19 protein-coding genes and 1 pseudogene are annotated in these 21,441 nt (G+C 66.2%); 12 read left to right on the top strand and 8 right to left on the bottom strand.

Translation table 11 applies throughout. From position 1 onward, the window contains the following. Nucleotides 1–7: 7 nt before the first annotated feature. Genes glcF through Q0R16_RS00960 form a run of 3 tightly spaced genes read right to left on the bottom strand, consistent with a single transcriptional unit; the run spans nt 8 to nt 3,958 of the window. The gene (gene glcF / locus Q0R16_RS00970; protein ID WP_295630868.1) at nt 8–1,309 is read right to left on the bottom strand and encodes a glycolate oxidase subunit GlcF; all 1,302 of its coding nucleotides are present in this window, start codon (nt 1,307–1,309) and stop codon (nt 8–10) included. Continuing rightward, entirely contained in the window at nt 1,302–2,465 is a 1,164-nt protein-coding gene (locus tag Q0R16_RS00965) for an FAD-binding protein (protein ID WP_295630866.1), read from the bottom strand. The genes glcF and Q0R16_RS00965 overlap by 8 nt, the downstream gene beginning before the upstream one ends. Beyond that, entirely contained in the window at nt 2,465–3,958 is a 1,494-nt protein-coding gene (locus tag Q0R16_RS00960; protein WP_295630864.1) for an FAD-linked oxidase C-terminal domain-containing protein, read from the bottom strand. Before Q0R16_RS00960 ends, Q0R16_RS00965 begins: the two co-directional genes overlap by 1 nt. A gap of 193 nt (nt 3,959–4,151) precedes the next feature. Here Q0R16_RS00960 and Q0R16_RS00955 point away from each other — a divergent pair, with 193 nt between their 5' ends. The 6 genes from Q0R16_RS00955 to Q0R16_RS00930 all read left to right on the top strand — a co-directional run bounded on the left by Q0R16_RS00955 (nt 4,152) and on the right by Q0R16_RS00930 (nt 11,336). Then, nucleotides 4,152–5,348, top strand: coding sequence for a patatin-like phospholipase family protein (locus Q0R16_RS00955; protein WP_295630862.1), 1,197 nt, complete (start codon nt 4,152–4,154; stop codon nt 5,346–5,348). Nucleotides 5,349–5,379: 31 nt separating this feature from the next. Further along, nucleotides 5,380–6,162, top strand: a complete 783-nt coding sequence (locus tag Q0R16_RS00950; protein WP_295630860.1) for a 3-hydroxybutyrate dehydrogenase — start codon at nt 5,380–5,382, stop codon at nt 6,160–6,162. Nucleotides 6,163–6,201: 39 nt separating this feature from the next. Then, nucleotides 6,202–7,332 carry an AI-2E family transporter gene (locus Q0R16_RS00945; protein WP_295630858.1) on the top strand — a complete coding sequence of 377 codons (1,131 nt, stop codon included), beginning with the start codon at nt 6,202–6,204 and terminating at the stop codon, nt 7,330–7,332. Nucleotides 7,333–7,649: 317 nt separating this feature from the next. After that, nucleotides 7,650–8,381 (top strand): class I SAM-dependent methyltransferase, encoded by a 732-nt coding sequence (locus tag Q0R16_RS00940; protein WP_295630856.1) that lies wholly within the window; start codon nt 7,650–7,652, stop codon nt 8,379–8,381. 145 nt (nt 8,382–8,526) lie between these two features. After that, entirely contained in the window at nt 8,527–9,768 is a 1,242-nt protein-coding gene (locus Q0R16_RS00935; RefSeq protein WP_295630854.1) for a glycoside hydrolase family 99-like domain-containing protein, read from the top strand. 29 nt (nt 9,769–9,797) lie between these two features. Next, nucleotides 9,798–11,336, top strand: a complete 1,539-nt coding sequence (locus Q0R16_RS00930; RefSeq protein WP_295630943.1) for a lipopolysaccharide biosynthesis protein — start codon at nt 9,798–9,800, stop codon at nt 11,334–11,336. A 34-nt stretch (nt 11,337–11,370) separates the two neighbouring features. Here the strand turns inward: Q0R16_RS00930 and Q0R16_RS00925 are convergent, their stop codons facing one another. Both Q0R16_RS00925 and Q0R16_RS00920 read right to left on the bottom strand, forming a co-directional pair. Further along, nucleotides 11,371–12,009 carry a glutathione S-transferase gene (locus Q0R16_RS00925; protein WP_295630941.1) on the bottom strand — a complete coding sequence of 213 codons (639 nt, stop codon included), beginning with the start codon at nt 12,007–12,009 and terminating at the stop codon, nt 11,371–11,373. A gap of 21 nt (nt 12,010–12,030) precedes the next feature. Further along, a pseudogene (locus tag Q0R16_RS00920) lies at nt 12,031–12,978 on the bottom strand (rhodanese-related sulfurtransferase); the annotation flags it as partial. A 100-nt stretch (nt 12,979–13,078) separates the two neighbouring features. Between Q0R16_RS00920 and Q0R16_RS00915 the strand changes: the two are divergent. From Q0R16_RS00915 to Q0R16_RS00905, 3 genes are read left to right on the top strand one after another with little or no spacing between them, the layout of a single operon-like run. After that, on the top strand, nt 13,079–13,918 hold the full coding sequence (locus Q0R16_RS00915; RefSeq protein WP_295630852.1) for a PPK2 family polyphosphate kinase: 840 nt from the start codon (nt 13,079–13,081) through the stop codon (nt 13,916–13,918). Continuing rightward, entirely contained in the window at nt 13,915–15,447 is a 1,533-nt protein-coding gene (locus tag Q0R16_RS00910) for a CHAD domain-containing protein (protein WP_295630850.1), read from the top strand. Before Q0R16_RS00915 ends, Q0R16_RS00910 begins: the two co-directional genes overlap by 4 nt. 30 nt (nt 15,448–15,477) lie before the next feature. After that, nucleotides 15,478–16,251, top strand: a complete 774-nt coding sequence (locus Q0R16_RS00905) for a HesA/MoeB/ThiF family protein (protein ID WP_295630848.1) — start codon at nt 15,478–15,480, stop codon at nt 16,249–16,251. On the opposite strand, the gene Q0R16_RS00900 is transcribed toward Q0R16_RS00905, so the two are convergent. Continuing rightward, complete coding sequence (locus Q0R16_RS00900) at nt 16,240–16,941, bottom strand: NAD-dependent deacylase (protein ID WP_295630846.1); 702 nt, start codon at nt 16,939–16,941, stop codon at nt 16,240–16,242. The two genes, Q0R16_RS00905 and Q0R16_RS00900, sit on opposite strands and share 12 nt — an antisense overlap. Before the next feature lie 35 nt (nt 16,942–16,976). On the opposite strand from Q0R16_RS00900, the gene dapB reads away from it, so the two are divergent. After that, the gene (dapB, locus tag Q0R16_RS00895) at nt 16,977–17,708 is read left to right on the top strand and encodes a 4-hydroxy-tetrahydrodipicolinate reductase (RefSeq protein WP_295630844.1); all 732 of its coding nucleotides are present in this window, start codon (nt 16,977–16,979) and stop codon (nt 17,706–17,708) included. Then, on the top strand, nt 17,705–18,355 hold the full coding sequence (nth, locus tag Q0R16_RS00890; protein ID WP_295630842.1) for an endonuclease III: 651 nt from the start codon (nt 17,705–17,707) through the stop codon (nt 18,353–18,355). The genes dapB and nth overlap by 4 nt, the downstream gene beginning before the upstream one ends. Before the next feature lie 126 nt (nt 18,356–18,481). On the opposite strand, the gene Q0R16_RS00885 is transcribed toward nth, so the two are convergent. Next, nucleotides 18,482–19,792 (bottom strand): dicarboxylate/amino acid:cation symporter, encoded by a 1,311-nt coding sequence (locus Q0R16_RS00885; RefSeq protein ID WP_295630939.1) that lies wholly within the window; start codon nt 19,790–19,792, stop codon nt 18,482–18,484. 165 nt (nt 19,793–19,957) lie between these two features. Here Q0R16_RS00885 and Q0R16_RS00880 point away from each other — a divergent pair, with 165 nt between their 5' ends. Next, a complete protein-coding gene (locus Q0R16_RS00880) occupies nt 19,958–20,218 on the top strand; it encodes a hypothetical protein (RefSeq protein ID WP_295630840.1) in 261 nt (86 codons plus the stop codon). Between the two features lie 80 nt (nt 20,219–20,298). On the opposite strand, the gene aroC is transcribed toward Q0R16_RS00880, so the two are convergent. Further along, complete coding sequence (gene aroC, locus Q0R16_RS00875) at nt 20,299–21,369, bottom strand: chorismate synthase (RefSeq protein ID WP_295630937.1); 1,071 nt, start codon at nt 21,367–21,369, stop codon at nt 20,299–20,301. Nucleotides 21,370–21,441: the final 72 nt, after the last annotated feature.

Genomic DNA, 21,441 nt, shown 5'->3' with positions numbered 1-21,441 from the left:
CGTGGCCTTAGGCGGGCAAGGCCGCGCGTGTCGAGGCCGCGCGAGTCTGGGCGAGGTGCGCGGCCAGCACCGGCGGCACCGGCCCGCCGCTGGCCCAATCGACCAGTTCGATCACGTGGACCACCGGCAAGCCGCCGTGCATCGCCACTTGCGTGGCACACCCGATGTTGCTGGTGGCCACGACTTGCGCGCCAGTTGCCGCCAACGCCGCCGCCTTGCGCGCGCCGAGTTGCCCGGCGATTTCGCTCTGCAGGATGTTGTACGTGCCCGCCGATCCGCAGCACAAGTGCGCTTCGGCGGGGGTCTTCACGCTGAACCCGGCGGCTTCGAGCAGGCGTTGCCCGGCATCGCCGATCCGCTGGCCGTGCGTCAGCGAGCATGGTGCCTGCCAGGCCACCATGAGGTCGGGCCTGACTCCGTGCGGCAGATCTGACGGCGCGATCACTTCGGTGGTGTCGCGGACCATCGCGGCAATTCGCGCGGCGCGCGCTGCATAAGCCGGATCGTCGGCAAGCAGGCTGCCATAGCGCTTGATCTCGGACGTACAGCCCGATGCGGTCACGACGATGGCCTCGATCCCGTCGCGTGCAATCGCCGTTTCCCAAGCGTCGACGTTGCGGCGGGCCGAAGCGTGGGCGCTGGACTCGCGCCCGAGGTGGTGGACCAGCGCGCCGCAGCACCCTTCGCCCGAAACGTGCACCACGCGAAAGCCGCAGCGCGCGAGCAGCCGTTCGGTGGCCTGCGCGATCTCGGGCCGCAAGTCCGGCTCTGCGCAAGGCGTGAACAGCGCGACGCAGCGCGCGCTTGCCGGCACCGCGATCGGCAGAACAGTATTGCGCCGGTCGACGAGCGGGCTCGCCATTCGCAGCATGGCTGCAAGCGGCCTCGCACTGGCAAAGCGGTCGATCAAGGGCAGGAACGCTCGCCCGAGCGGCGCAAGCCGCAGCGCCAGCCTGAACCGACCCCGATGCGGCAGCACGGCGGCCAGCACCGCACGCGCAAGCCGGTCAGGCCAGGGCCGGGTGTAACGCTCGTCCACCGCCACGCGCGCCGCATCGATCAACTGGCGATAATCGACCCCCGATGGGCACGCAGTCACGCAACCCAGGCATGACAGGCAGCGATCGATGTGCCGCACCACTTGCGCGCTGGGTTCGGCGTCGTTCGTCAGCAAGTCCTTCATCAACACGATCCGCCCGCGCGGGGAATCGCGCTCGTCGCCCAGTAAAACGTATGTCGGGCAGGTCGCGGTGCAGAAGCCGCAATGGACGCAACGGCGGATTTCGGCGGCTGTACCGGGATCAGACATCGAGCCAGCGTCCCGTTTCAAACACGCCCGCCGGATCGAATGCCGCGCGCACCCGCCCTTCGAGCGCCATCAGCGCGGCCAGGCGCGAGTGCTGGGCAGGCACCGAACGGCGCAGAGCTTCGGGGGCGCGCAGGAGCATGGCGTGGCCGCGCGCAACCTCTGCCACGGCACGCACTTCGGCCGGGTCCATCCCCGCCTCATCCTCCCATTCGAGCCACAGCAGCCCCCCGCCCCAGTCCATGAACCAGCGCGCGCCGTCGGCCTCGAACCGTTCTGCCAATGCGGGCGCTTCGGACGGAGGCAGCGCCAGCCGCCACAGCACCGGCCCATCGAGCGGCACGGGCACGGTGATCTCGGCCCACAGCCGATCGGCGTAATCTTCGGGGAGCCGAATCAGCGCACCATGCGCCGCCAAAGTCGCTTCCAGCCCGGCACATCGCGCCGTCACCGATGGCGCAAAACCGGCAAAGCGCAGCAGAGTATGGGGGCCGGCACGGTCGAACGTCTGCGGCAGATGCGCCGCCGAGCACACCCCGTGCGGGCTGCCCAGCGCCGCCGCCATCGCCGCCTGCGCCGCACGTGGGCCCAGCCCAGCGATCGCCAGAGTCGCGGTTTCGCGCGGGGCGGGCAGCACCTTGAGCGTCAGTTCCGCCATCGCCCCCAGCCGCCCCCATGACCCTGCGAACAGCTTCGGCACGTCATAGCCGGTTACGTTCTTGACCACCCGCGCGCCCGCGACGAGCACTTCGCCGCGCCCGGTTACCGCGGTCAGCCCCAGCAGATGATCGCGCGCGCCGCCCGCTGTTACCCGACGCGGGCCGGCAACACCCGCCGCGATCACGCCGCCGATGGTGGCCTCACCCGCCGGTTTGCTGAATAGCGGCGCGTGATCCCATGGTTCGAACGGCAGATGCTGGCCATTTGCGGCAAGCAATTCGGTCACTTTGCGCAGCGGCGTGCCGGCGCGCAGAGTGATCACCAGTTCGGCCGGATCGTAGTCGATCACGCCCGCAAGGCCCCGCATGTCGAGCACTCTTGCCGCGTTCGGCGCGCCTACAAGCGCCTTGGTCCCGCCGCCGCGAATCTCCAGCGGCTCGCGCGACTCTGCGACGATCGCGCACAAGTCCTCGACCGAGGTGGGCCGCAGCGCCTCCATCAGAAGCGCGGCAATTCGGGGAAGCGTGTCTGCCCATTGTGGACATGCACCCGGCCCATCTCGGCGCAGCGGTGAAGCATCGGGAACACCTTGCCCGGATTGAGCAACGCTTGCGGATCGAACGCGCGGCCAACCCGCTGCTGCTGCTCCAGGTCGGTTTCGGTGAACATTTCGCCCATCAGGTCGCGCTTTTCGATGCCCACGCCGTGTTCGCCGGTCAGCACCCCGCCGACTTCGACACACAGCCGCAGGATCGCGTTGCCGAATTCCTCCGCCGCATCGAGTTCGCCCGGCTTGTCGCGATCGTAGAGGATCAGCGGGTGCAGGTTGCCGTCGCCCGCGTGGAACACGTTGGCGACCTTGAGCCCGCATTCGTCGCCCAATTGCTCGATCCGCGCGAGCACGTGCGCAAGCTGGCGGCGCGGGATCGTGCCGTCCATGCAGTAGTAATCGGGAGAAATCCGCCCCACCGCCGGGAAAGCCGCCTTGCGACCCGCCCAGAATGCCATGCGTTCGGCCTCGCTGGTCGAAGCGCGCACCAGGCCGGCACCATTTTCACGCCCGATCGCGCCGATCACTTCGGCCAGATGGTCGCATTCGGCTTCGGGCCCGTCGACCTCGACGATCAGCAGCGCGCCAACGTCGAGCGGATATCCGGCGTGGACGAAAGCCTCGGCCGCGTGGATCGCGGGCCGATCCATCATCTCCATGCCCGCCGGCACGATCCCCGCGCCGATCACCGCCGCCACCGCATTGCCCGCGGATTTGGCATCGGGGAAACCCATCAACAGCGCGCGCGCGGTGGCGGGTTTGGACAGGATGCGCACGGTCACTTCGGTGACGACGCCGAGCAGCCCTTCCGAGCCGACGACCACGCCCAACAGATCCAGTCCCGCCGGTTCAAGCGCCTCTCCGCCCAGCCGCAGCACCGTGCCGTCGATCAGCACCAGTTCGACGCCGAGCACGTTGTTGGTGGTCAGCCCGTACTTCAGGCAATGCACCCCACCCGCGTTTTCCGCCACATTTCCGCCGATCGAGCAGGCGATCTGGCTGGAAGGATCGGGCGCATAGTAGAACCCCTCGCCCTCGACCGCGCGGGTGATCGCCAGGTTGGTCACGCCCGGCTGGACCACCGCGATCCGATCGGCATAGTCGATCCGCAGCACCTTGTTGAACCGGCCCATGCCCAGCAGCACGCCATCGGCCAACGGCAGCGCGCCGCCCGACAGCGATGTACCCGATCCGCGCGGCACGACCTTGATGCCGTTATCGGAACAGTATCGCAGGATCGCCGCGACCTGGCTTACCGTTTCGGGCAGCACCGCAACCATCGGCAATTGCGCGTAAGCAGTCAGCCCATCGGATTCGAACGCGCGCAAACTGGGCTCGTCCGACACCACGCCTTCGCCCGGCACGATCCGCGCGAGCGCCGCGACGATCTCGCTACGCCGCGCAAGCACGGTCTGGTCGGGTGCGGGCATCTGGATCGTCATCGGCTTTCCGAAGTTCGCTGCATTAGACGTCCAACGACATTGCACCGTGGTTGCACGTGTCAACCTGACCGATCGGCAAAGCCTTCGCGGCCGTCATCTTTTGCAGCGCAGCGCAATCATTGTGCATTGCACCAAAACATGGCGGGAGTAGAGTAAGATCATCCCTTTCCTCGTGCGGAGTTTTCCAACGGCCATGGCCACACCGCAGACCCAAGCGCCGCACGGCACCACCGCGCTGGTCCTGCAAGGCGGCGGTGCGCTGGGCGCATACCAGGCCGGGGTCTTCGAGGCGCTGGCGGCGGCGGGCTGGTCGCCCGACTGGATCGCAGGGATTTCGATCGGCGCAATCAACGCGGCGCTGATCGCAGGCAACCCGGCGGATCAGCGGATCGACAAGCTGCATCGGTTCTGGGACCGGGTATCATCGCGCCTGCAAGCGCCGGCGTTCATCCCGAGCGGACCGATCCGGCGCTGGTTCAACGAGGTTTCGGCCGGGATCACCGCAACCACCGGGCTGCCCGGATTTTTCACCCCGCGGCTCGTTCCGCCCGCACTGTCCCCGCCCGGCTCGCCCGAAGCGATCAGCATTTACGACACCAAGCCGCTGCGCGACACATTGGCCGATCTCGTCGATTTCGACCGGATCAACCACGCCCGCGCGATCCGCTTCAGCGTGGGCGCGGTCAACGTGCGCACCGGCAACTTCGCCTATTTCGACAACCGCGAGACCACGATTACCGTCGATCACGTGATGGCCAGCGGCGCGTTGCCGCCGGGTTTCGCGCCGGTGGTGATCGACGGTGAGGCTTATTGGGATGGCGGGATCGTCTCGAACACCCCGCTCCAGCACGTGCTCGATCATCTCGACGGCCGCACCGGCGCACCCGATCATGGAGGCGACGCGACGATCTTCCAGGTCGACCTTTTTCCCGCGCGCGGCGCCTTGCCGCGCACGCTGGCCGACGCGATCCAGCGCGAAAAGGACATCCGCTTTTCCAGCCGCACCCGGCTCAACACCGATCTCAACCGCGAGATCGAAAAGCTGCGCGCCGCGGCCCGTCGGCTGGTCGCGAAACTGCCGGCAGAGTTTCAGTTCGATCCCGATGCCAGGCTGCTCGCCGCGCAAAAGAACCCTGGCGCAATCACGGTGCTGCAACTGATCAACCGCGCCGAGCCGTGGGAATCGCAGTCGAAGGATTACGAATTCTCGCGCGCCACCGTCGATGGGCACTGGGCCGCGGGCAAGGCCGATGTCGAGCATTCGCTGGCCGATCCGCGCTGGAAAGACCGACACGATGGCCGGAGCGCGCGCAAATCGGGCATGGTCACGCTCGACCTGGCCGATCCGGAACACCTTGCGCAGGAACCCGCACCCGCCCGCGCGGGTTGATGCTGCGCCATCCCACCAACGAAAGTCTCCCATGAAGCTTCAGGACAAGATCTGCATCGTCACCGGTTCGGCCAGCGGCATCGGCAACGGCATCGCGCGCCGCTATGCCGATGAGGGCGCCAAAGTCGCCATCGCGGATCTCAACCTTGCAGCCGCCACTGCCGCTGCCGATGCGATCAACGCCGTGCATCCTGGTGCAGCCATGGCCGTGGCGATGGACGTAACCGACGAGGGCCAGGTCAACGCCGGTGTGCAGGCGGTGGTCGACGCTTGGGGCGGGGTCGACGTGCTGGTTTCGAACGCCGGCATCCAGATCGTCAATCCGGTCGAAGCGTTCAGCCTGGCCGACTGGAAAAAGATGCTGGCGATCCACCTCGATGGCGCGTTCCTGACTTCGAAGGCGGTGCTGCCGCACATGTACGCCAAGAGCAGCGGTTCGATCATTTTCATGGGCTCGGTCCACTCGAAAGAGGCCTCGCCGCTCAAATCCGCTTATGTCACCGCCAAGCACGGGTTGCTCGGCCTGTCGAAGGTGATCGCCAAGGAGGGCGGCAAGAAGGGCGTCCGCTCGAACGTGATCTGCCCCGGCTTCGTGCGCACGCCATTGGTGGACAAGCAGATCCCCGAACAGGCCAGGGAACTGGGCATTTCGGAAGACGAAGTGGTCAAGAAGGTAATGCTCGGCCAGACCGTGGATGGCGAATTCACCTCGATCGACGATGTGGCGGAAGTTGCGCTGTTCTTCGCCGCGTTTCCGACCAACGCGCTGACCGGGCAGTCGCTCGTCGCCAGCCATGGGTGGTACATGGAGTAAGGGTAGCCGGGGCGCGGGCGCTGCGGTAACGCGCGAAACATGACACAAGACACCGATCCGCTCGATCCGCCGGGCACCCATGTCGATGCCGCGGCGGCCGAATGGGCGCCCGGACAGAAGCGCGCGGCGCTGATCGCGGCGGGTCTGCTGACATTGGCGTCGCTGTGGATCGTTTCGCCGTTCCTGCCGGCGCTCGGCTGGGCGGTGATCGTCGGCGTGTCGCTGTGGCCGCTGCACGAGCGCGCCCGGTCGGCCACCCCCGGATGGCGGCATGATCTGGTGCCGGCGCTGACCACGCTGCTGGTTGCACTGGCCTTCGTGATCCCGCTGGTCGCGGTGTTGCGGCTCGCTTTGCGCGATTGGGTCGAAGTCAGCCAGTATCTCCAGATCGCCAACGTGACCGGCATACCGGTTCCGGCCGCGCTGGCGCACTTGCCATTCGGCGATCGGCTGGTGGCGCTGTGGCAGGCGAACCTGGCGCAACCGGGCGTGTTCGGCCGGCTTTCGGCGCAAGGCAGCGCGGTCGCGGGTCGGCTCGGCGGCGGGGGGCACCTGCTGGGCCTGGTGGTGCATCGCGTGGTGCTGATCGGGTTCATGCTGCTGGTGCTGTTCTTCCTGCTGCGCGACGGCGGCCGCGTGGCCGATGCCTTGCGGATCGGCGCGCGCCGGACTTTCGGACCTTCGGGCGAGCATGTCGGTGAGCAGATGGTCCGCGCGATCCGCGGCACGGTCAACGGGCTGGTCATCGTCGGGCTCGGCGAAGGCGTCATCATGGGCCTGGCCTACGAAGTGGCGGGCGTGCCGCACCCCGCGTTGCTGGGGCTGTTGACCGGGTTGCTGTCGGTGGTGCCGCTCGGCTCGATGCTGGCGATCGTGGTGGCAGCGGGTCTTGTGGCGGCTGGCGGCGGCACGGTTGCGGCCATCGTGGTGTTCGCGATCGGCGCGGTGGTGGTGTTCGTGGCCGATCATTTCGTGCGGCCGGTGCTGATCGGCGGATCGACGCGGCTGCCGTTCGTGTGGGTGCTGCTGGGCATCCTGGGCGGGATCGAGACCGTTGGGCTGATCGGGCTGGTGCTCGGGCCGGCGCTGATGGCGGCGGTGCTGCTGCTGTGGCGCGAATGGACCGGGCAGATCGCCGGCCCGCTCAACCCCATAGGTTCCGACGCATGAACAACACCATGACTGCCGAGCCTGCGGTGTGGGATCGGGCCTGGCCTTTGGACGGGACCGAATCGGTAGCGCTCTGCCCGGTTTGCGCGGGTGCCGATCGCCGGATCGAACATGCGGGCTTGTGCGATCTGGCATTCCAGGTCGCTCCGGGGCGATGGACTCTGTGGCGTTGCCTCGAGTGCTGCTCGGCTTATCTCGACCCCCGCCCGGACAGCGCGCACATCGGCGCCGCTTATGGCTCTTACTACACACACGACGCCACGCAGACGGCAGAATCCCCACAACGGGCGGGTCTGGTCGGGTGGCTACGACGGGGCGTGCTGAACGATTTTCTGAACACCAGGTTCGGCACCCGGTTCAGCCCAACCGTGCCGTTCGGTCGGCTTCTGTTTTCCCTGATGCGTGGCGAAAAGCTGACGTATGAATATGGACGCCGCCACTTGCCGAAGCTGCCCGCCGGCGGGGGTCGGTTGCTGGATTTCGGCTGCGGGAATGGAACGTTCCTGGTGTCGGCTTTGCGGATGGGCTGGAAGGTCGAGGGCATGGACCCAGACCCTCTTGCGGTTGATGCAGCCCAAACGGCAGGTCTCAACGTGAATTGTGGCGGGCTCGAGCTTCTCGACGGACGTACCAGCGAATTCGACTACATCACGCTGAACCACGTTATCGAGCACGTTCACGATCCCGAACTGCTCGTGCGTGTCTGCCACCGGATGCTGCGCAAGGGTGGGACCTTGTATATCGAGACGCCGAACATCGACGCGTTCGGTCACAAGCAATTCGGCCCGGCCTGGCGCGGACTTGAACCACCGCGTCACCTGGTGCTGTTTTCGCGCAGCGGGATCGATGCGCTGTTGCGGCGGGTCGGGTTTGCGACGGTCAGCAATCTGCCGGCGGTTGATGCGTACCCCTGGATTGCCGAGGAAAGCCGCCGCCTCGCGTCCCTTGCGCAGCCGCCGCTAAGCTGCGATGGGGATCATCCGCTGGACGCTGGACTCGACCGGGGGCAACCGGAATTTCTGACTCTAGGCGCAGTCAAGGTGGCGTGAGCATCGCAGTTCCCGAACCTTTGGATTGTTGCTCCTTGCTCGTCATGGCACAGCGGTTTGCAACGAAGCAGGTGGGCAGGAATGGCCGAAGAATTGCTCGATCGGGTGGGCTGAAACCGTGACACTGATTGCAGCACAAAAGGCGATGACCAATCGGTCGCCATTGTGGGAAGACGCCAAGGCGCTGCCCGCAGATCCCCTCGAAAGCCACCGCGTCCGCGCGATCGCCTATTACCTCCCGCAATTCCACACGATCCCCGAGAACGACGATTGGTGGGGAGCGGGCTTTACCGAATGGCGCTCGGTCACCAAGGCGTTGCCGCGTTTCGCGGGCCATTACCAGCCGCGGCTGCCCGCCGACCTGGGCTTCTATGACTTGTCGGATGTGGAAACGATCCGCAAGCAGGCGGACCTTGCCGCGCGCGGGGGGATCTATGGCTTTTGTATCCACGATTACTGGTTCGGCGGTGACCGGCTGCTTGAAACCCCGCTCGAACTGATCCTAGCCAATCGCGACATTCCGCTGCGGTTCTGCCTCAACTGGGCCAACGAGAACTGGACGCGGACCTGGGACGGGCTCGACCAGCAGGTCCTGAAAGCGCAGGCTCACAGCTCCGAGGATGATCTGGCTTATGCCGCGCACTTGCTGCGCTGCTTCGCCGATCCGCGCTATATCCGCGTGGACGGGCGTCCGCTGGTGATGCTCTACCGGCCAGGCATCCTGCCCGACGGCAAGGCAACCGTGGCACGCTGGCGCGATTTCATCCGCGCGGCGGGCGAAGCGGATCCCTACGTGATCATGCCGCAGGCCCGCGGTGACAACGATCCTGGCACTTATGGCATGGACGCGGTCGCGGGTTTTCCGCCGCACAAGATCAGCGGGCATCTCGAGAACATCTCTGCCGAGCTTGCTGTTTACGATCCAGCCTTCATTGGCGCGGTCCACGACTATGCCGAGGCGGCCCGCACCGAAGAAGCCATGCGAGAGCCCGGGATGAAGCTGTTCCCCGGTGTTTGCCTGGGTTGGGACAACGATGCCCGGCGACCCGGGCGCGGCGTCACATTCGCAGGAGCAACCCCGCAGCTCTACGGCGACTGGCTCCATAGCGCCGGAACCCATGCGCTGGGGCTTGGCTCTCGCGACGAGGCGATGGTGTTCATCAATGCCTGGAACGAATGGGGCGAGGGCACTTATCTTGAGCCCGACCTGCATTTCGGCCACGCCTTCCTTGCCGAAACACGCCGCGTGATCGATGCGCTGAACGCGGGCACACGACGCGCGGCCGGCAACGGGGCCAGCACCACGGCCGCGCTGCGCTCATCGCGCCGCAAGCTGTTCAACCGGGTGCGCCGAAAGGTGCTGGGCATGATCGCGCCGAAGCCGTGAGCATCGCCGAAGCGCCAGCCTTCGACGCGATGCTGGCCGTACCGCCGGCCGAGTCTCTCAAACGTCGAAGCCTGGAAGGCGCAGCGGTGATGACCGCTTCGCAAATCGTCAGGATCGTCCTCCAGCTCGGCTCCCAGATCGTGCTGGCGCGGTTGCTTTACGCAGCCGATTTCGGACTGCTGGCGATGGTTATGCCGATGGTCAGCTTCATCCAGATTTTCGCCGACATCGGCTTCGCGCAAGGGATCGTGCAGCGCGCCGAATTGACGCGGGCACGGGTGTCGGCGCTGTTTTGGCTGAATCTGGCACTCAGTCTGATTGTTGCGCTGTTGGTCGCGGCGTCGGGGCCGATCGCGGTGTGGATCTATCATGAGCCGCGCGTGTTGCCGGTGATGCTGGTGTTTGCGTGCATCGTGCCGATCGGGGCGTTGCAGGTCCTGCCCAATGCCCTGCTGACCCGGCAGATGCGCTTTCGCGCGTTGGGCCTGACCGAAGTGGCGACGTCGCTCACCAGCATTACCGCAACAATAGTTCTGGCCTTGCACGGATGGGGCGTCTGGTCTTTGGTTTATGGACAACTTGCCGGCGCGGTGGTTTCGACCGCCATCAACTGGCTGGCGTGCCGCTGGCTGCCCTCTGCTCCCAGGCGATTTTCGGGACTACTTGAGGACGTGAAATTCGGCAGCGGCCTGCTGGGCTCGAACCTCGCGGTTTTCCTCATCCAGTCGGGCGACAACATGATCGTGGGGATAACCACCGGGACCGAGGCGCTTGGGCTCTATGACCGCAGCTATCGGCTGGTGGCGCAGCCGCTTGGGCAGTTGGTGGCGCCGATCGGGCGCGTGGCGGTGCCGCTGCTGGCGCGGCTGGTCGGGCGGCCGGAAGTCTATGCGCGCACTTATCTCGACTTGTTCCGCGCGCTGGCACTGCTGACCATGCCGCTGATGCTGGTGTGCATCTTCAATGCCGATGCTGTGATCACCTTGCTGTTCGGCCCGCGCTGGGCTGCCGCAGCGCCGGTGTTCGGCTGGGTCTGCGTGGGCGGGCTGACCTCTGCGGTTTACGGCAGCATTGCGTGGTTGTTCATTTCACAGGCGCGCACGCACGAGATGATGCGGATGAACCTGGTGGTGATGGTGATCAGCTTCGTCAGCTTTTTCATCGGTTCACGCTGGGGCGTTGCCGGTGTTGCTGCTGGCGGCGCCATCGGCTTCGTGCTGATCGCGACGCCGCTCAATTTTCGTGCGGTGACGCGGGTCGGGCCGATCGCCAGGCGCGATATTGCCTTTGCCGCCGCGCCGATCGCGATCCAGGCCCTGATAGCAGGACTGCTGTTGGTCATGCAGCGCAAGTTGGGGTGGACGGGGCCTACGCAATTGCTGGCAGCGCTGGGCGTTGCCTATCTGACCTTTGCGGTCAGTGCCCTGCTGGTCCCGGGCCAGCGCAAGATCGTCGGCCACTTGGTCGACATCGCGCGAATGGCACGCGGGGTTGCCCTATCAGCGTCGGCAAAATCAGGCCGGAACACGGGCGTTGACGACTTGCCCGACCCCGAACAGCAGCGGTAGCATCCGCGCGCACCAGCGACACCGCGGACCCGGATCAGGCCGCAAACGTGACGGGTGCATCCCCGTACTGCCAGGGCTTCAGCCGCACCATCGCCGCGTCGAACAGCGGCAAGGCCAGGTGCCGCGCAAGCCAGGCCTGCACCGCCGGCAGCGCCTGCGCCGCGAACCACGCGCTGTCGATTGCGGCGAACTGGCGCACAAACGGCAGGATCGCGGCATCGGCCAGCGCCATCCGGGGCCCGCACAAGTTGGGCTGCACGGCCAGCCTGGCTTCGAGCGTTTCGAGGAACGACAGGCCCGCCTCCCGGTGCACCGCCGGGTCCGACCCATGCCGATCGGGATACTTCGTCCGATCGAGCGCGTGCTTGAACGGGCCATCGTTGGCGGCGATCAGTGCATCATCATCACCGTCGAGCCAGCGTTCGGGATCATGCCGCGCCAACGCCCAGCGCATCACGTCGAGGCTTTCGTCGATCACCCGGCCATCGGTCAGCACCAGCACTGGCACGGTCGCCTTGGCCGATGCGGCAAGCAATTCGGCGGGCTTGGCCGACAGTTTCACTTCGCGGATTTCGCAAGCCTGCCCGCTCACCAGCAGCGCCAGCCGTGCGCGCATGGCATATGGGCAGCGCCGGAAGCTGTAGAGGACCGGCGCACTGGCCGTGTCCGCCATCTGGTAGGCAGCATGATCGGGCAGCATGGCGCCGATGTGCGTCTCTCCGCGTGCGGCGGCGATCGTTTCCTGGCGGTGCCGCTCGCGATAGCCGGCGCGCTGTTCGTCGGTGCGTTCGGCGTGGCAGGCCGGGCAGCTTACGCCTTCCTCGAACAAGGGCGAGGCTTGATCGGCAGGCTTCATCGGCCGGCGGCAGGCGTGGCAAAGCAGGTGCGTGCCGGGCGCGAGGCCCTGGCCGACCGCGACCCGCGCGTCGAACACGAAGCATTCGCCCTGCCACAGGCTGTCCTGCGCCGGCACCGTTTCCAGGTATTTGAGGATGCCGCCTTGTAAGTGGTAGACCTCATCGACCCCTTCGGCCTTGAGGAACGCGGTCGATTTTTCGCAGCGGATGCCGCCGGTGCAGAACATCGCGACTTTGGGTGAAGCCCCCTCGCCCAGCAACCGCGCCCGTCCGGCCCGAAACCACGCGGGAAAATCGCGGAAGCTGCGCGTCTGCGGATCGATCGCGCCGGCGAACGTGCCGATGGCGACTTCGTAATCGTTGCGCGTGTCGATCACGATCGTGCCCGGATCGGCGATCAGCGCGTTCCAGTCGTGCGGCGCGACATAGTGCCCGGTGCCTGCCAGCGGATCGATATGCGGTTGCCCCATCGTCACGATCTCGCGCTTAATCCGAACCTTCATGCGATGAAACGGCAACGCGGCAGCGCGCGAATACTTGACCTCCAGTTCAGCAAAGCCCCCGAGATCAAGCAATATTTCGCCGATCGCCGCGATCACCCGCGCGATGGCTCCATCCGATCCGGCGATCGTGCCGTTGATCCCTTCGCGCGCGAGCAGCAGCGTGCCCTTGATCCCCTCTGCGCGGCACAAGTCCGCCAGCGGCGCGCGGATCGCGGCGCAATCGGGGATCACCGCAAAGCGGTAAAGCGCGGCCACGCAGACAGGCAGATCGGGTTCGGACATCTTGGCCCACGCCTTAGCCGATTGCGCGGCCGGTTCCAGCCCGGGCACGTTTCGCCGATCGTGGCGTTCATGTTAGACAAGCGGGCGGGAGACTTACACGATGGACATTGCGCAATTCAGGGCCGAGCCCGGCAAGAAAGTCCGGCTGGACAAGATCGACCCCTCGCAAAACGGCAAGCCCGGCCTGCGCGACGAATCCGACGAACTGATCCAGCGCGATCTCAAGCGGATCGATGCCATGCAATACCTGCTTTACGCCGATGCGCAGCGATCGCTGCTGATCGTGCTGCAAGGCCCCGATGCCAGCGGCAAGGACGGGGTGATCCGCCACTTGTTCAGTTGCACGAACCCGATGGGCATTTCGGTCGCGCGGTTCGAAAAGCCCACGCCCGAGGAAGCGGGCCACGATTTCCTGTGGCGCGTTCACGCGAAAACCCCGCGCAAGGGTCAGATCGTGATCTTCAACCGATCGCACTACGAAGACGTGTTGGTGCCGCGCGTTCACGGCCAGATCGACAAGCGCGCCTGGAAGCAGCGCTACGACCAGATCAACGAGTTCGAGGAACTGCTGACCGAACAGGGTACGTGTGTGCTCAAGTTCTTCCTCCACATCAGCGCCGAAGAACAGCTCGAACGCTTCCGCATGCGGCTGGAAGACAAGGACCGGCAGTGGAAGATCAGCGCAAGCGACTATACCGAGCGTGCGCTGTGGACCGATTATCAGCGGGCCTATGAAGGCATGATCCACAACACCAGCACCAGAATTGCGCCGTGGCACGTGATACCGTCGAACCACAAGTGGTTCCGCAACCACGTAATTTCGCGGATCATCTGCCAGGCGATGGAGGACCTGAAGCTCAAGGCGCCGAAACCGCGGGTCGACATTGCGGCGATCGCGGAGACCTATCACAAGCTGGCGGACAAGGCCGTCGAGCCGTGACCATCGGCGCGCCGCTGGAAACCGAGATCAAGCTGGCCGCGACGCCCGCCATGCTGTCCGGCCTGCGCGAACATCCGGCACTGGCCGGGGCGGATCAGGCCAGCGCGCTTGTGACCCGCTACTTCGACACGGCCGATCGGCGCCTCGCGCTGGCCGGCGCCAGCTTGCGGTTGCGCGAAACGGGGCAAGCGCGCGAACAGACCGTCAAGCTGCCCGCGCGCACCGATTCGATCGTGGTGCGCGGCGAATGGACGGTGCCGGCGATCGGCGAGGCGCCCGACATCGACGGTTTCGCGGAAGAACCGCGCGCGATTCTGGCACGGTTGCTCGATGGCGAACCGCTGTTGCCCATCGCGGAGACAAGGATCGCGCGCACGACCCGGCGGGTCAGGCATGGCTCCGCCGAGATCGAGATCGCTTTCGACCAGGGCAATATCTGCGCCGGAACCCGCGAGGCTGCGGTTTGCGAACTGGAACTCGAACTGGTGTCGGGTGCGCTGGCCGATCTGCTTGACCTCGCGCTGGCGCTGCCGCTCGGGCCGGACTTGCAGTGGTCGGTGGCGAGCAAGTCGGCGCGCGCGCTCGCGCAGGCGGATGGAATCGCGGCGGTGGCAGCTCGCGTCAACCCGGCCGGCGTTTCCCGCGACATGGGCGCGGCTCAGGGATTCGCGGTAATCGCCTGGTCGTGCCTGTCGCACCTGCTCGAAAATGCGCCGCTGGTCGCGTCGGCAGGCGATCCCGAGGCGCTTCACCAGAGCCGCGTCGCGATCCGGCGGCTGCGCGCGGGGCTCGGCTTGTTCGGTCCGCTGTTCGAACATGATGCGCAAGCCGAAGTGCTGAATGCGGAGCTGAAAGCCGCTGCCAATGCGCTCGGCCCGGCGCGCGATGCGCATGTGCTGCTTGCAAGGCTGACCGCAGCGCCGGCCGAAAAGGCGCAGAATGCCGCCGAATTGCTCGACCATGTGCGGTCAGTAGCCGAGCGGGCGATGCAATCGGCGCAGGTGTTCCTGGCGGGAGCGGAATTCCAGACGCTGTTGTTCGCATTCGCGTTGTGGGTCGAGCGAGGCCAGTGGCTGGGCCAGGATTGCAGCGCCAGGTTGCCGCAGTTCGCCGCGAAAGCCTTGCGCAAGCGCCGCCGCAAGATCCGGCGCATGGGGGATGATCCGGCCGGCATGACCGTAGACGAGCGGCACGCGCTGCGGATCGCGGTCAAGAAGCTGCGCTATGCGGCAGATTTCCTCGCGCCGCTTTATCCGTCGGAGCGCGCAGAAAAGCACGCCGAACGCTTCAAGGACCTTGCCACCAAGGTACAGGACCGGCTTGGCGAATTGCACGATCTCGACGTGCTCGCCGCCGGGCACGAAGCGCTGTTTGCCGGGCTTGAACCGATCGGTGCGGCGCGGCTTTCGGCGCAATTGGACGAATTGATCCCGTCGCTGGCCAAGTCGCATGACAAGCTGCTCAAACGCGCCGGCAAGGCGCTGGCGCGGCTTGACGTGTATGAGCCTTGGTGGAAGGCCGACCTGTAAATCCCGCCGGAACTGCTTTAAGCGGCAGGCATGACGCTTGATCCCGCCCGCCTCGACCGTTTTGCCCGCCATATCGTACTGCCCGAAGTGGGCGGCGCCGGGCAGGCCGCGCTGGCGCAGGCGCATGTCGTGCTGGTGGGAATGGGCGGGATCGGGTGCCCGGCACTGCAATACCTGGCGGGTGCCGGCGTGGGGCGGCTGACGCTGATCGACAGTGACGCGATCGAGGTGTCGAACCTGCAACGGCAGGTGCTGTTCACTCCGGCGGACGTGGGCCGCGCCAAAGCCGAAGTCGCGGCGGAATGGGTGGGGCGGTTCGATCCGGTGCTTGGGGTGGAAGCACGAATCGAACGGGTGACTGGGGCCAACGCGGCGGCGCTGGTGGCGGGCGCGAACGTAGTGCTCGACGGCACCGACAATTTCGCGACACGACTGGCAGTGTCGGACGGCTGCGTAGCGGCGGGCGTGCCGCTGACCAGCGCGGCGCTCGGGCGGTTTGCGGGCCAGGTCGCCAATTTCGCCGGACACTTGCCCGATCAGGCCTGCTACCGCTGCTTCGTGGGTGACGCGTTCGATGCCGAGGATTGCGATACGTGCGCCGAACAGGGCGTATTGGGCGCGATGGTGGGCATCGTCGGCGCATTTGCGGCGATGCAGGCGATCCGCGTGCTGCTGGCGGGCGCGTCGACGCTGGGCGATCGGCAGTGGGGCAAGCTGCATCTGGTCGACGGGCTGGTGCCGAGCCTGCGCACGATGCGCATTCCCAAAGACCCCGCTTGCCGCGCCTGCGATTCAGCCGCCTAGCAGTTCATCCACCCACGCGGGCACCACTTCGCTCGCGGGGCCAAGCCGGGTTTCATCGAACCAGCGCGAACCCTGGCTCGCCTCCAGGTTCAGTTCGAGCGTCTGCGCACCCAGCGACCGGGCGTTGCGGACGAAACCTGCGGCCGGATAGACCGCGCCCGAGGTGCCGATCGAGACGAACAGATCGGCCTCGCGCAGCGCAGCATGGATGCGGTCCATTTCGTATGGCACCTCGCCGAACCATACGACATCGGGGCGCAGCGCGGGTTCGCCGCAAGCGGGGCATGGCGGACGGTGGATCAGCGGCTCGGTCCAGCGCGGGCGCGCATCGCAGGCGGCGCACCAGGCGTTGAGGTGTTCGCCGTGCATGTGGAGCACCCGTGTCGCGCCAGCTCTCTCGTGCAGATCGTCGACGTTCTGGGTTACAATCAGCAGTTCGCCGCCCCACGCGCCATCCAGTTTCGCCAACGCTTCGTGCGCCGGATTGGGCGTTTTGGTCTGGATCGCGGCGCGGCGCATGTCGTAGAACCGCAGCACAAGATCGGGATCGCGCGCAAAGCCCTCGGGCGTCGCCACGTCCTCCACCTTGTGCTGCTCCCAAAGCCCGCCGGCCGAGCGGAAGGTATCGATCCCGCTTTCGGCGGAAATCCCCGCGCCGGTCAGGATCACGATATTGCGGAGTGGTGCCATCGCGGCCATGAAGCACATCGCAACGGAGACTGGCAATGGCACGTATAGGCATCATCGGCAGCGAAGGGCGCATGGGCCATGCGTTGGCGCAGGCGATCGCGGTGGCGGGTCACCAACTCTCGGGCGGCATCGACAAGGGTGGCGATGTTGCTGCCTTGGCGACTGCCAGCGACGTGCTGGTCGATTTCTCCGGCCCCGCCGCGCTTGAACCCAATCTCGATGCGGCAATGGCCGCCGGCGTGCCGATCGTGGTCGGCACCACCGGGTTGGAAGAGCGGCACCACTGGCTGATCGACCAGGCCGCCGAACTTATTGCGGTCCTGCAAACCGGTAATACCTCGTTGGGCGTCACGCTGCTGGCGCATCTGGTGCGCGAGGCGGCGCAGCGGCTGGGCGAGGACTGGGACATCGAGATTTCAGAGACGCACCATCGCATGAAAGTCGATGCGCCCTCGGGCACCGCGCTATTGCTGGGTGAGGCAGCGGCGAAGGGCCGCGAAATCGCGCTGGCGGACCATTCCGAGCGCGGGCGCGATGGCGTGACCGGCGCGCGCCAGACAGGAACGATCGGCTTCGCCAGCTTGCGCGGCGGCAGCGTTGCGGGTGATCACACGGTGGCGTTCCTGGGCGACAGCGAGCGGCTGACGCTGTCGCACCTCGCCGAGAACCGCTCGATCTTCGCGAACGGCGCGGTGCGGGCGGCGGGGTGGCTGATCGGCAAGGCTGCGGGTCGATATACGATGCCGCAAGTGCTCGACCTCACGTGAAAAAGCCCGACATCTTCGAATTCTTCCGCCGGCTGGCCGAAGACAATCCCGCGCCCGTTACCGAGCTGGAATTCGGCAATACGTACCAATTGCTCGTCGCGGTGGTGCTTTCGGCGCAGGCGACCGACGTGGGCGTCAACAAGGCGACGCGCGCGCTGTTTGCCGCAGTGAAGACGCCGCAAGCGATGGTCGATCTGGGCGAAGAAGCCCTCAAGCAGCATATCAAGACGATCGGGCTGTTCAATTCCAAGGCGAAGAACGTCATCGCGCTTTCGGAAATCCTGGTGCGCGACCACGCGGGCGAGGTGCCGACCGACCGCGACACGCTCGTCACGCTGCCTGGTGTTGGTCGCAAGACGGCCAATGTCGTGATGAATTGCGCGTTCGGCGCGGAGACTTTCGCGGTCGATACGCATGTGTTCCGGGTCGGCAATCGCACCGGGCTGGCCAAGGGCAAGACCCCCGAGCAAGTCGAGGCGCTGCTCGAAAAGCGCGTGCCGCAGCCGTTCCGGCGCGATGCGCACCATTGGCTGATCCTGCAGGGGCGCTACGTCTGCAAAGCGCGCATGCCCGAATGCTGGCGCTGTCAGGTGGCCGATTTGTGCGCGTTCAAGCCCAAGACGCCGGCGCCGCCCGACAAAAAGTGATGTCATCCGCCAAGACCTGGCGCCTCCCTTCCGTTCGTGTCGAGCGCAGTCGAGACACGTGAAGCGCTGCGCCAGCGTGTGTCGACTTCGCTCGACACGAACGGGGAAAAAGGACGACCGGACTAGCTAGGCGGAAGGATCGATATTCAGCCCTCTACGCCCATGCTCGGGCGTATCGTGCGGAGCGGGCAGCACATCGGCATCGGGATCGCGCAGCGGCTGCAACATCCCCTCGCTCTGCGTGATCACCGCGGTCGCCATCGCGTTGCCGACGACGTTGGTGGCCGATCGGCCCATGTCGAGGAAGGTGTCGATGCCGAGCAGCAACGCGATGCCCTCGACCGGCAAGTGGAACTGCGTAAGCGTGGCCGCGATCACCACCAAGCTGGCGCGCGGCACCCCGGCGATGCCCTTCGAGCTGACCATCAGCGTCAGCAGCATGGCGATCTGCGTGCCGGCGGGCAAATGGATGCCATAAGCCTGTGCGATGAAGATCGAGGCGAAGCTCATGTAGAGCATCGAGCCATCGAGGTTGAAGCTGTAGCCCAAAGGCAGGATGAAGCCCGAAATCCGCCGCGGCACGCCGAACCGGTCAAGCTCGTCGAACAAGCGGGGGAGCCCGGCTTCGGAACTCGCGGTGGAAAACGACAGCAGGATCGGCTGGCGGATATAGCGCAGCAGCGTCAGCACGCGGCGCCCCAGGAACAGCGCGCCCACCCCGATCAGTAGCGCCCACAACAGCAGCAGCCCACCGTAGAATTCGATCACCAGCACGCCATACGTGACCAGGATGCCCAGCCCCTTGGTGGCGATCACCGAGGCCAGCGCGCCGAACACCGCGAACGGCGCCACGCGCATCACATAGCCGGTGATGTGCAGCATCAGCGTGGCCAAGGCATCAGCCCCGCGCACCAATGGCGCGCCGCGCTCCCCCAGCGCGGAAATGCCCACGCCCGCGAGCACCGAGAACACCAGGATTTGCAGGATATTGTTCTGCGCCATCGCGTCGAAGATGCTGGTGGGGAAGATTTCGAGCACAAAGTGGCGGAACGTCAGGTCCTTGACCGCCAGATCGCCGACCGTGGCCGCCGCCTTGAACGCCAGCCCCGTGCCGGGTTGCAGCAGGTTGACCAGAATCAGCCCCAGCCCGAGCGAGAGCAGGCTGGCGGTGATGAACCACGCCAGCGCCTTGCCGCCGATCCGCCCCAGCGCCGCCGAATCGCCCATGCCAGCGATGCCGGTGACGATCGTGGCCAGCACCAGCGGCGCGATGATCATCTTGATCAGCTTGAGGAACACGTCGGCAAACAGCTTCAGATAATCGGCAATCGCAGCCAGCGCGGGATCGGTTGGTGCGAACGTGCGATTGAGCACGAAGCCGACGAGCACGCCCCCGATCATGCCCGCAAGGATGAACTGGGTCAGCTTGCGGGCCATCGGGCTTTGCGTATGGGATGGTGTCATGCGGCGGACCCTACCGGCGCCCGGTGCCCGCGACAATTGGCGACAGTGATTTTCATGGAACCCGGAAAGGTTTCCCCGCGTTCCAACGTTTGTCCTGCAACCGGGCGATCCTGCCCGGATAGCAAAGCGAGGTCAGACATGAAGAAATTGCTTCTTGCCGCCGCCGCGATCGGCGTCGCACTCACCGCCACCACTGCCGATGCCCGCCAGGGCTGCGGCCCCGGCGGCCACCGCAATTACAACGGCCGCTGCGTGCCCAACCGCGGGGCCGGCCCCGTGCTGGTCGCGCCCGGTCTGGTCGTCGGCAACTTCTACCGTGGCCGTGGCTACTGGGATGGCCACCGCTATTGGCAGCAGCGCTATCGCGAGCACCACCGCCGCGAGTGGCGTTACCGCTAAACCCGGCTGACGCGTTCAAGGACGGCGCGGCGATTCATTCGCCGCGCCGTTTGCGTCTGTCTCAAGTCACGCTGACCGATTCAGCCGCACTGGCCCCGGTGGAGCAGTTTCTGGTCCGCCAGCACCAGCGCCATCATGGCCTCCACCACCGGCACGCCGCGAATGCCAACGCAAGGATCGTGGCGGCCCTTGGTCATGATTTCGGCCGCCGCGCCATCGCGATCGATCGTCGGCACGGGGGTCAGGATCGATGATGTCGGTTTGAACGCCACGCGCACCCGGATCGGCTGTCCGGTGGATATTCCGCCGGCAATCCCACCTGCGTGGTTGGCGAGGAACTGCGGACCCTCTCCACTACTCGGCCGCATCGGATCGGCATTGCCCTCGCCGGTGTTGCGCGCGGCGCCAAAGCCATCGCCGATTTCCACGCCCTTGACCGCGTTGATCCCCATCATCGCGTGCGCCAGTTCGGCATCGAGCTTGGCGTAAAGCGGCGCCCCCCAGCCGGCGGGCACGCCGCTGGCCACGCATTCGACCACCGCGCCGAGCGACGATCCGGCCTTGCGCGCCGTATCGACCAGCGCTTCCCAGCGCGCGGCGGCGCTGGCATCGGGGCAGAAAAACGGGTTGCGCGCGATTTCGGCCGCGTCGAAATTGGCCGGATCGATCGCATCGCCACCGATTTCGCTGACCCAGCCCAGGATCGCAACCTCGGGGATGACCAGCCGCGCCACGCCGCCGGCAGCGACCCGCGCCGCCGTCTCACGCGCGGAGCTGCGGCCGCCGCCGCGAAAATCGCGCAAACCGTACTTGGCATCGTAAGCGTAATCGGCGTGGCCGGGCCGGTACGCCTTGGCGACTTCGGAATAATCCTTGGAACGCTGGTCAACATTGTCGATCATCAGGCTGATCGGGGTGCCGGTGGTGCGCCCTTCGAACACGCCCGACAGGATGCGCACCTGATCGGGCTCCTGCCGCTGCGTGGTGAAGCGCGACTGGCCAGGCCGCCGCGCATCGAGGAATGGCTGGAGATCGGCCTCGCTCAGCGCCAAGCCCGGCGGGCAGCCGTCGACCACCGCGCCCAGCGCTGGCCCGTGGCTTTCGCCCCAGGTGGTGAAGCGGAACATATGTCCGAAGCTGTTCAGGCTCATGGTTGCGCGCTTTTCACGATCCAGGCCGAAAAGTCCACCTTCCGGCGCGGCGCGGCTCGCGCTATCGGGCAA

This window comes from Novosphingobium sp. (genome assembly GCF_025351285.1).
In the GTDB taxonomy this organism is placed as follows: Bacteria; Pseudomonadota; Alphaproteobacteria; order Sphingomonadales; family Sphingomonadaceae; genus Novosphingobium.
Note: the sequence above shows the minus strand (reverse complement) of the source record. Positions and strands in the feature narration are given on the sequence as shown.

Bases quoted from the DNA above. Each gene is read 5' to 3' on its own strand.
- glcF (WP_295630868.1), bottom strand. From the start codon at position 1,309: ATGTCTGATCCCGGTACAGCCGCCGAAATCCGCCGTTGCGTCCATTGC.
- Q0R16_RS00965 (WP_295630866.1), bottom strand. From the start codon at position 2,465: ATGGAGGCGCTGCGGCCCACCTCGGTCGAGGACTTGTGCGCGATCGTC.
- Q0R16_RS00960 (WP_295630864.1), bottom strand. From the start codon at position 3,958: ATGACGATCCAGATGCCCGCACCCGACCAGACCGTGCTTGCGCGGCGT.
- Q0R16_RS00955 (WP_295630862.1), top strand. From the start codon at position 4,152: ATGGCCACACCGCAGACCCAAGCGCCGCACGGCACCACCGCGCTGGTC.
- Q0R16_RS00950 (WP_295630860.1), top strand. From the start codon at position 5,380: ATGAAGCTTCAGGACAAGATCTGCATCGTCACCGGTTCGGCCAGCGGC.
- Q0R16_RS00945 (WP_295630858.1), top strand. From the start codon at position 6,202: ATGACACAAGACACCGATCCGCTCGATCCGCCGGGCACCCATGTCGAT.
- Q0R16_RS00935 (WP_295630854.1), top strand. From the start codon at position 8,527: ATGACCAATCGGTCGCCATTGTGGGAAGACGCCAAGGCGCTGCCCGCA.
- Q0R16_RS00930 (WP_295630943.1), top strand. From the start codon at position 9,798: ATGCTGGCCGTACCGCCGGCCGAGTCTCTCAAACGTCGAAGCCTGGAA.
- Q0R16_RS00925 (WP_295630941.1), bottom strand. From the start codon at position 12,009: ATGGCGGACACGGCCAGTGCGCCGGTCCTCTACAGCTTCCGGCGCTGC.
- Q0R16_RS00915 (WP_295630852.1), top strand. From the start codon at position 13,079: ATGGACATTGCGCAATTCAGGGCCGAGCCCGGCAAGAAAGTCCGGCTG.
- Q0R16_RS00905 (WP_295630848.1), top strand. From the start codon at position 15,478: ATGACGCTTGATCCCGCCCGCCTCGACCGTTTTGCCCGCCATATCGTA.
- Q0R16_RS00900 (WP_295630846.1), bottom strand. From the start codon at position 16,941: ATGGCACCACTCCGCAATATCGTGATCCTGACCGGCGCGGGGATTTCC.
- dapB (WP_295630844.1), top strand. From the start codon at position 16,977: ATGGCACGTATAGGCATCATCGGCAGCGAAGGGCGCATGGGCCATGCG.
- Q0R16_RS00885 (WP_295630939.1), bottom strand. From the start codon at position 19,792: ATGGCCCGCAAGCTGACCCAGTTCATCCTTGCGGGCATGATCGGGGGC.
- Q0R16_RS00880 (WP_295630840.1), top strand. From the start codon at position 19,958: ATGAAGAAATTGCTTCTTGCCGCCGCCGCGATCGGCGTCGCACTCACC.
- aroC (WP_295630937.1), bottom strand. From the start codon at position 21,369: ATGAGCCTGAACAGCTTCGGACATATGTTCCGCTTCACCACCTGGGGC.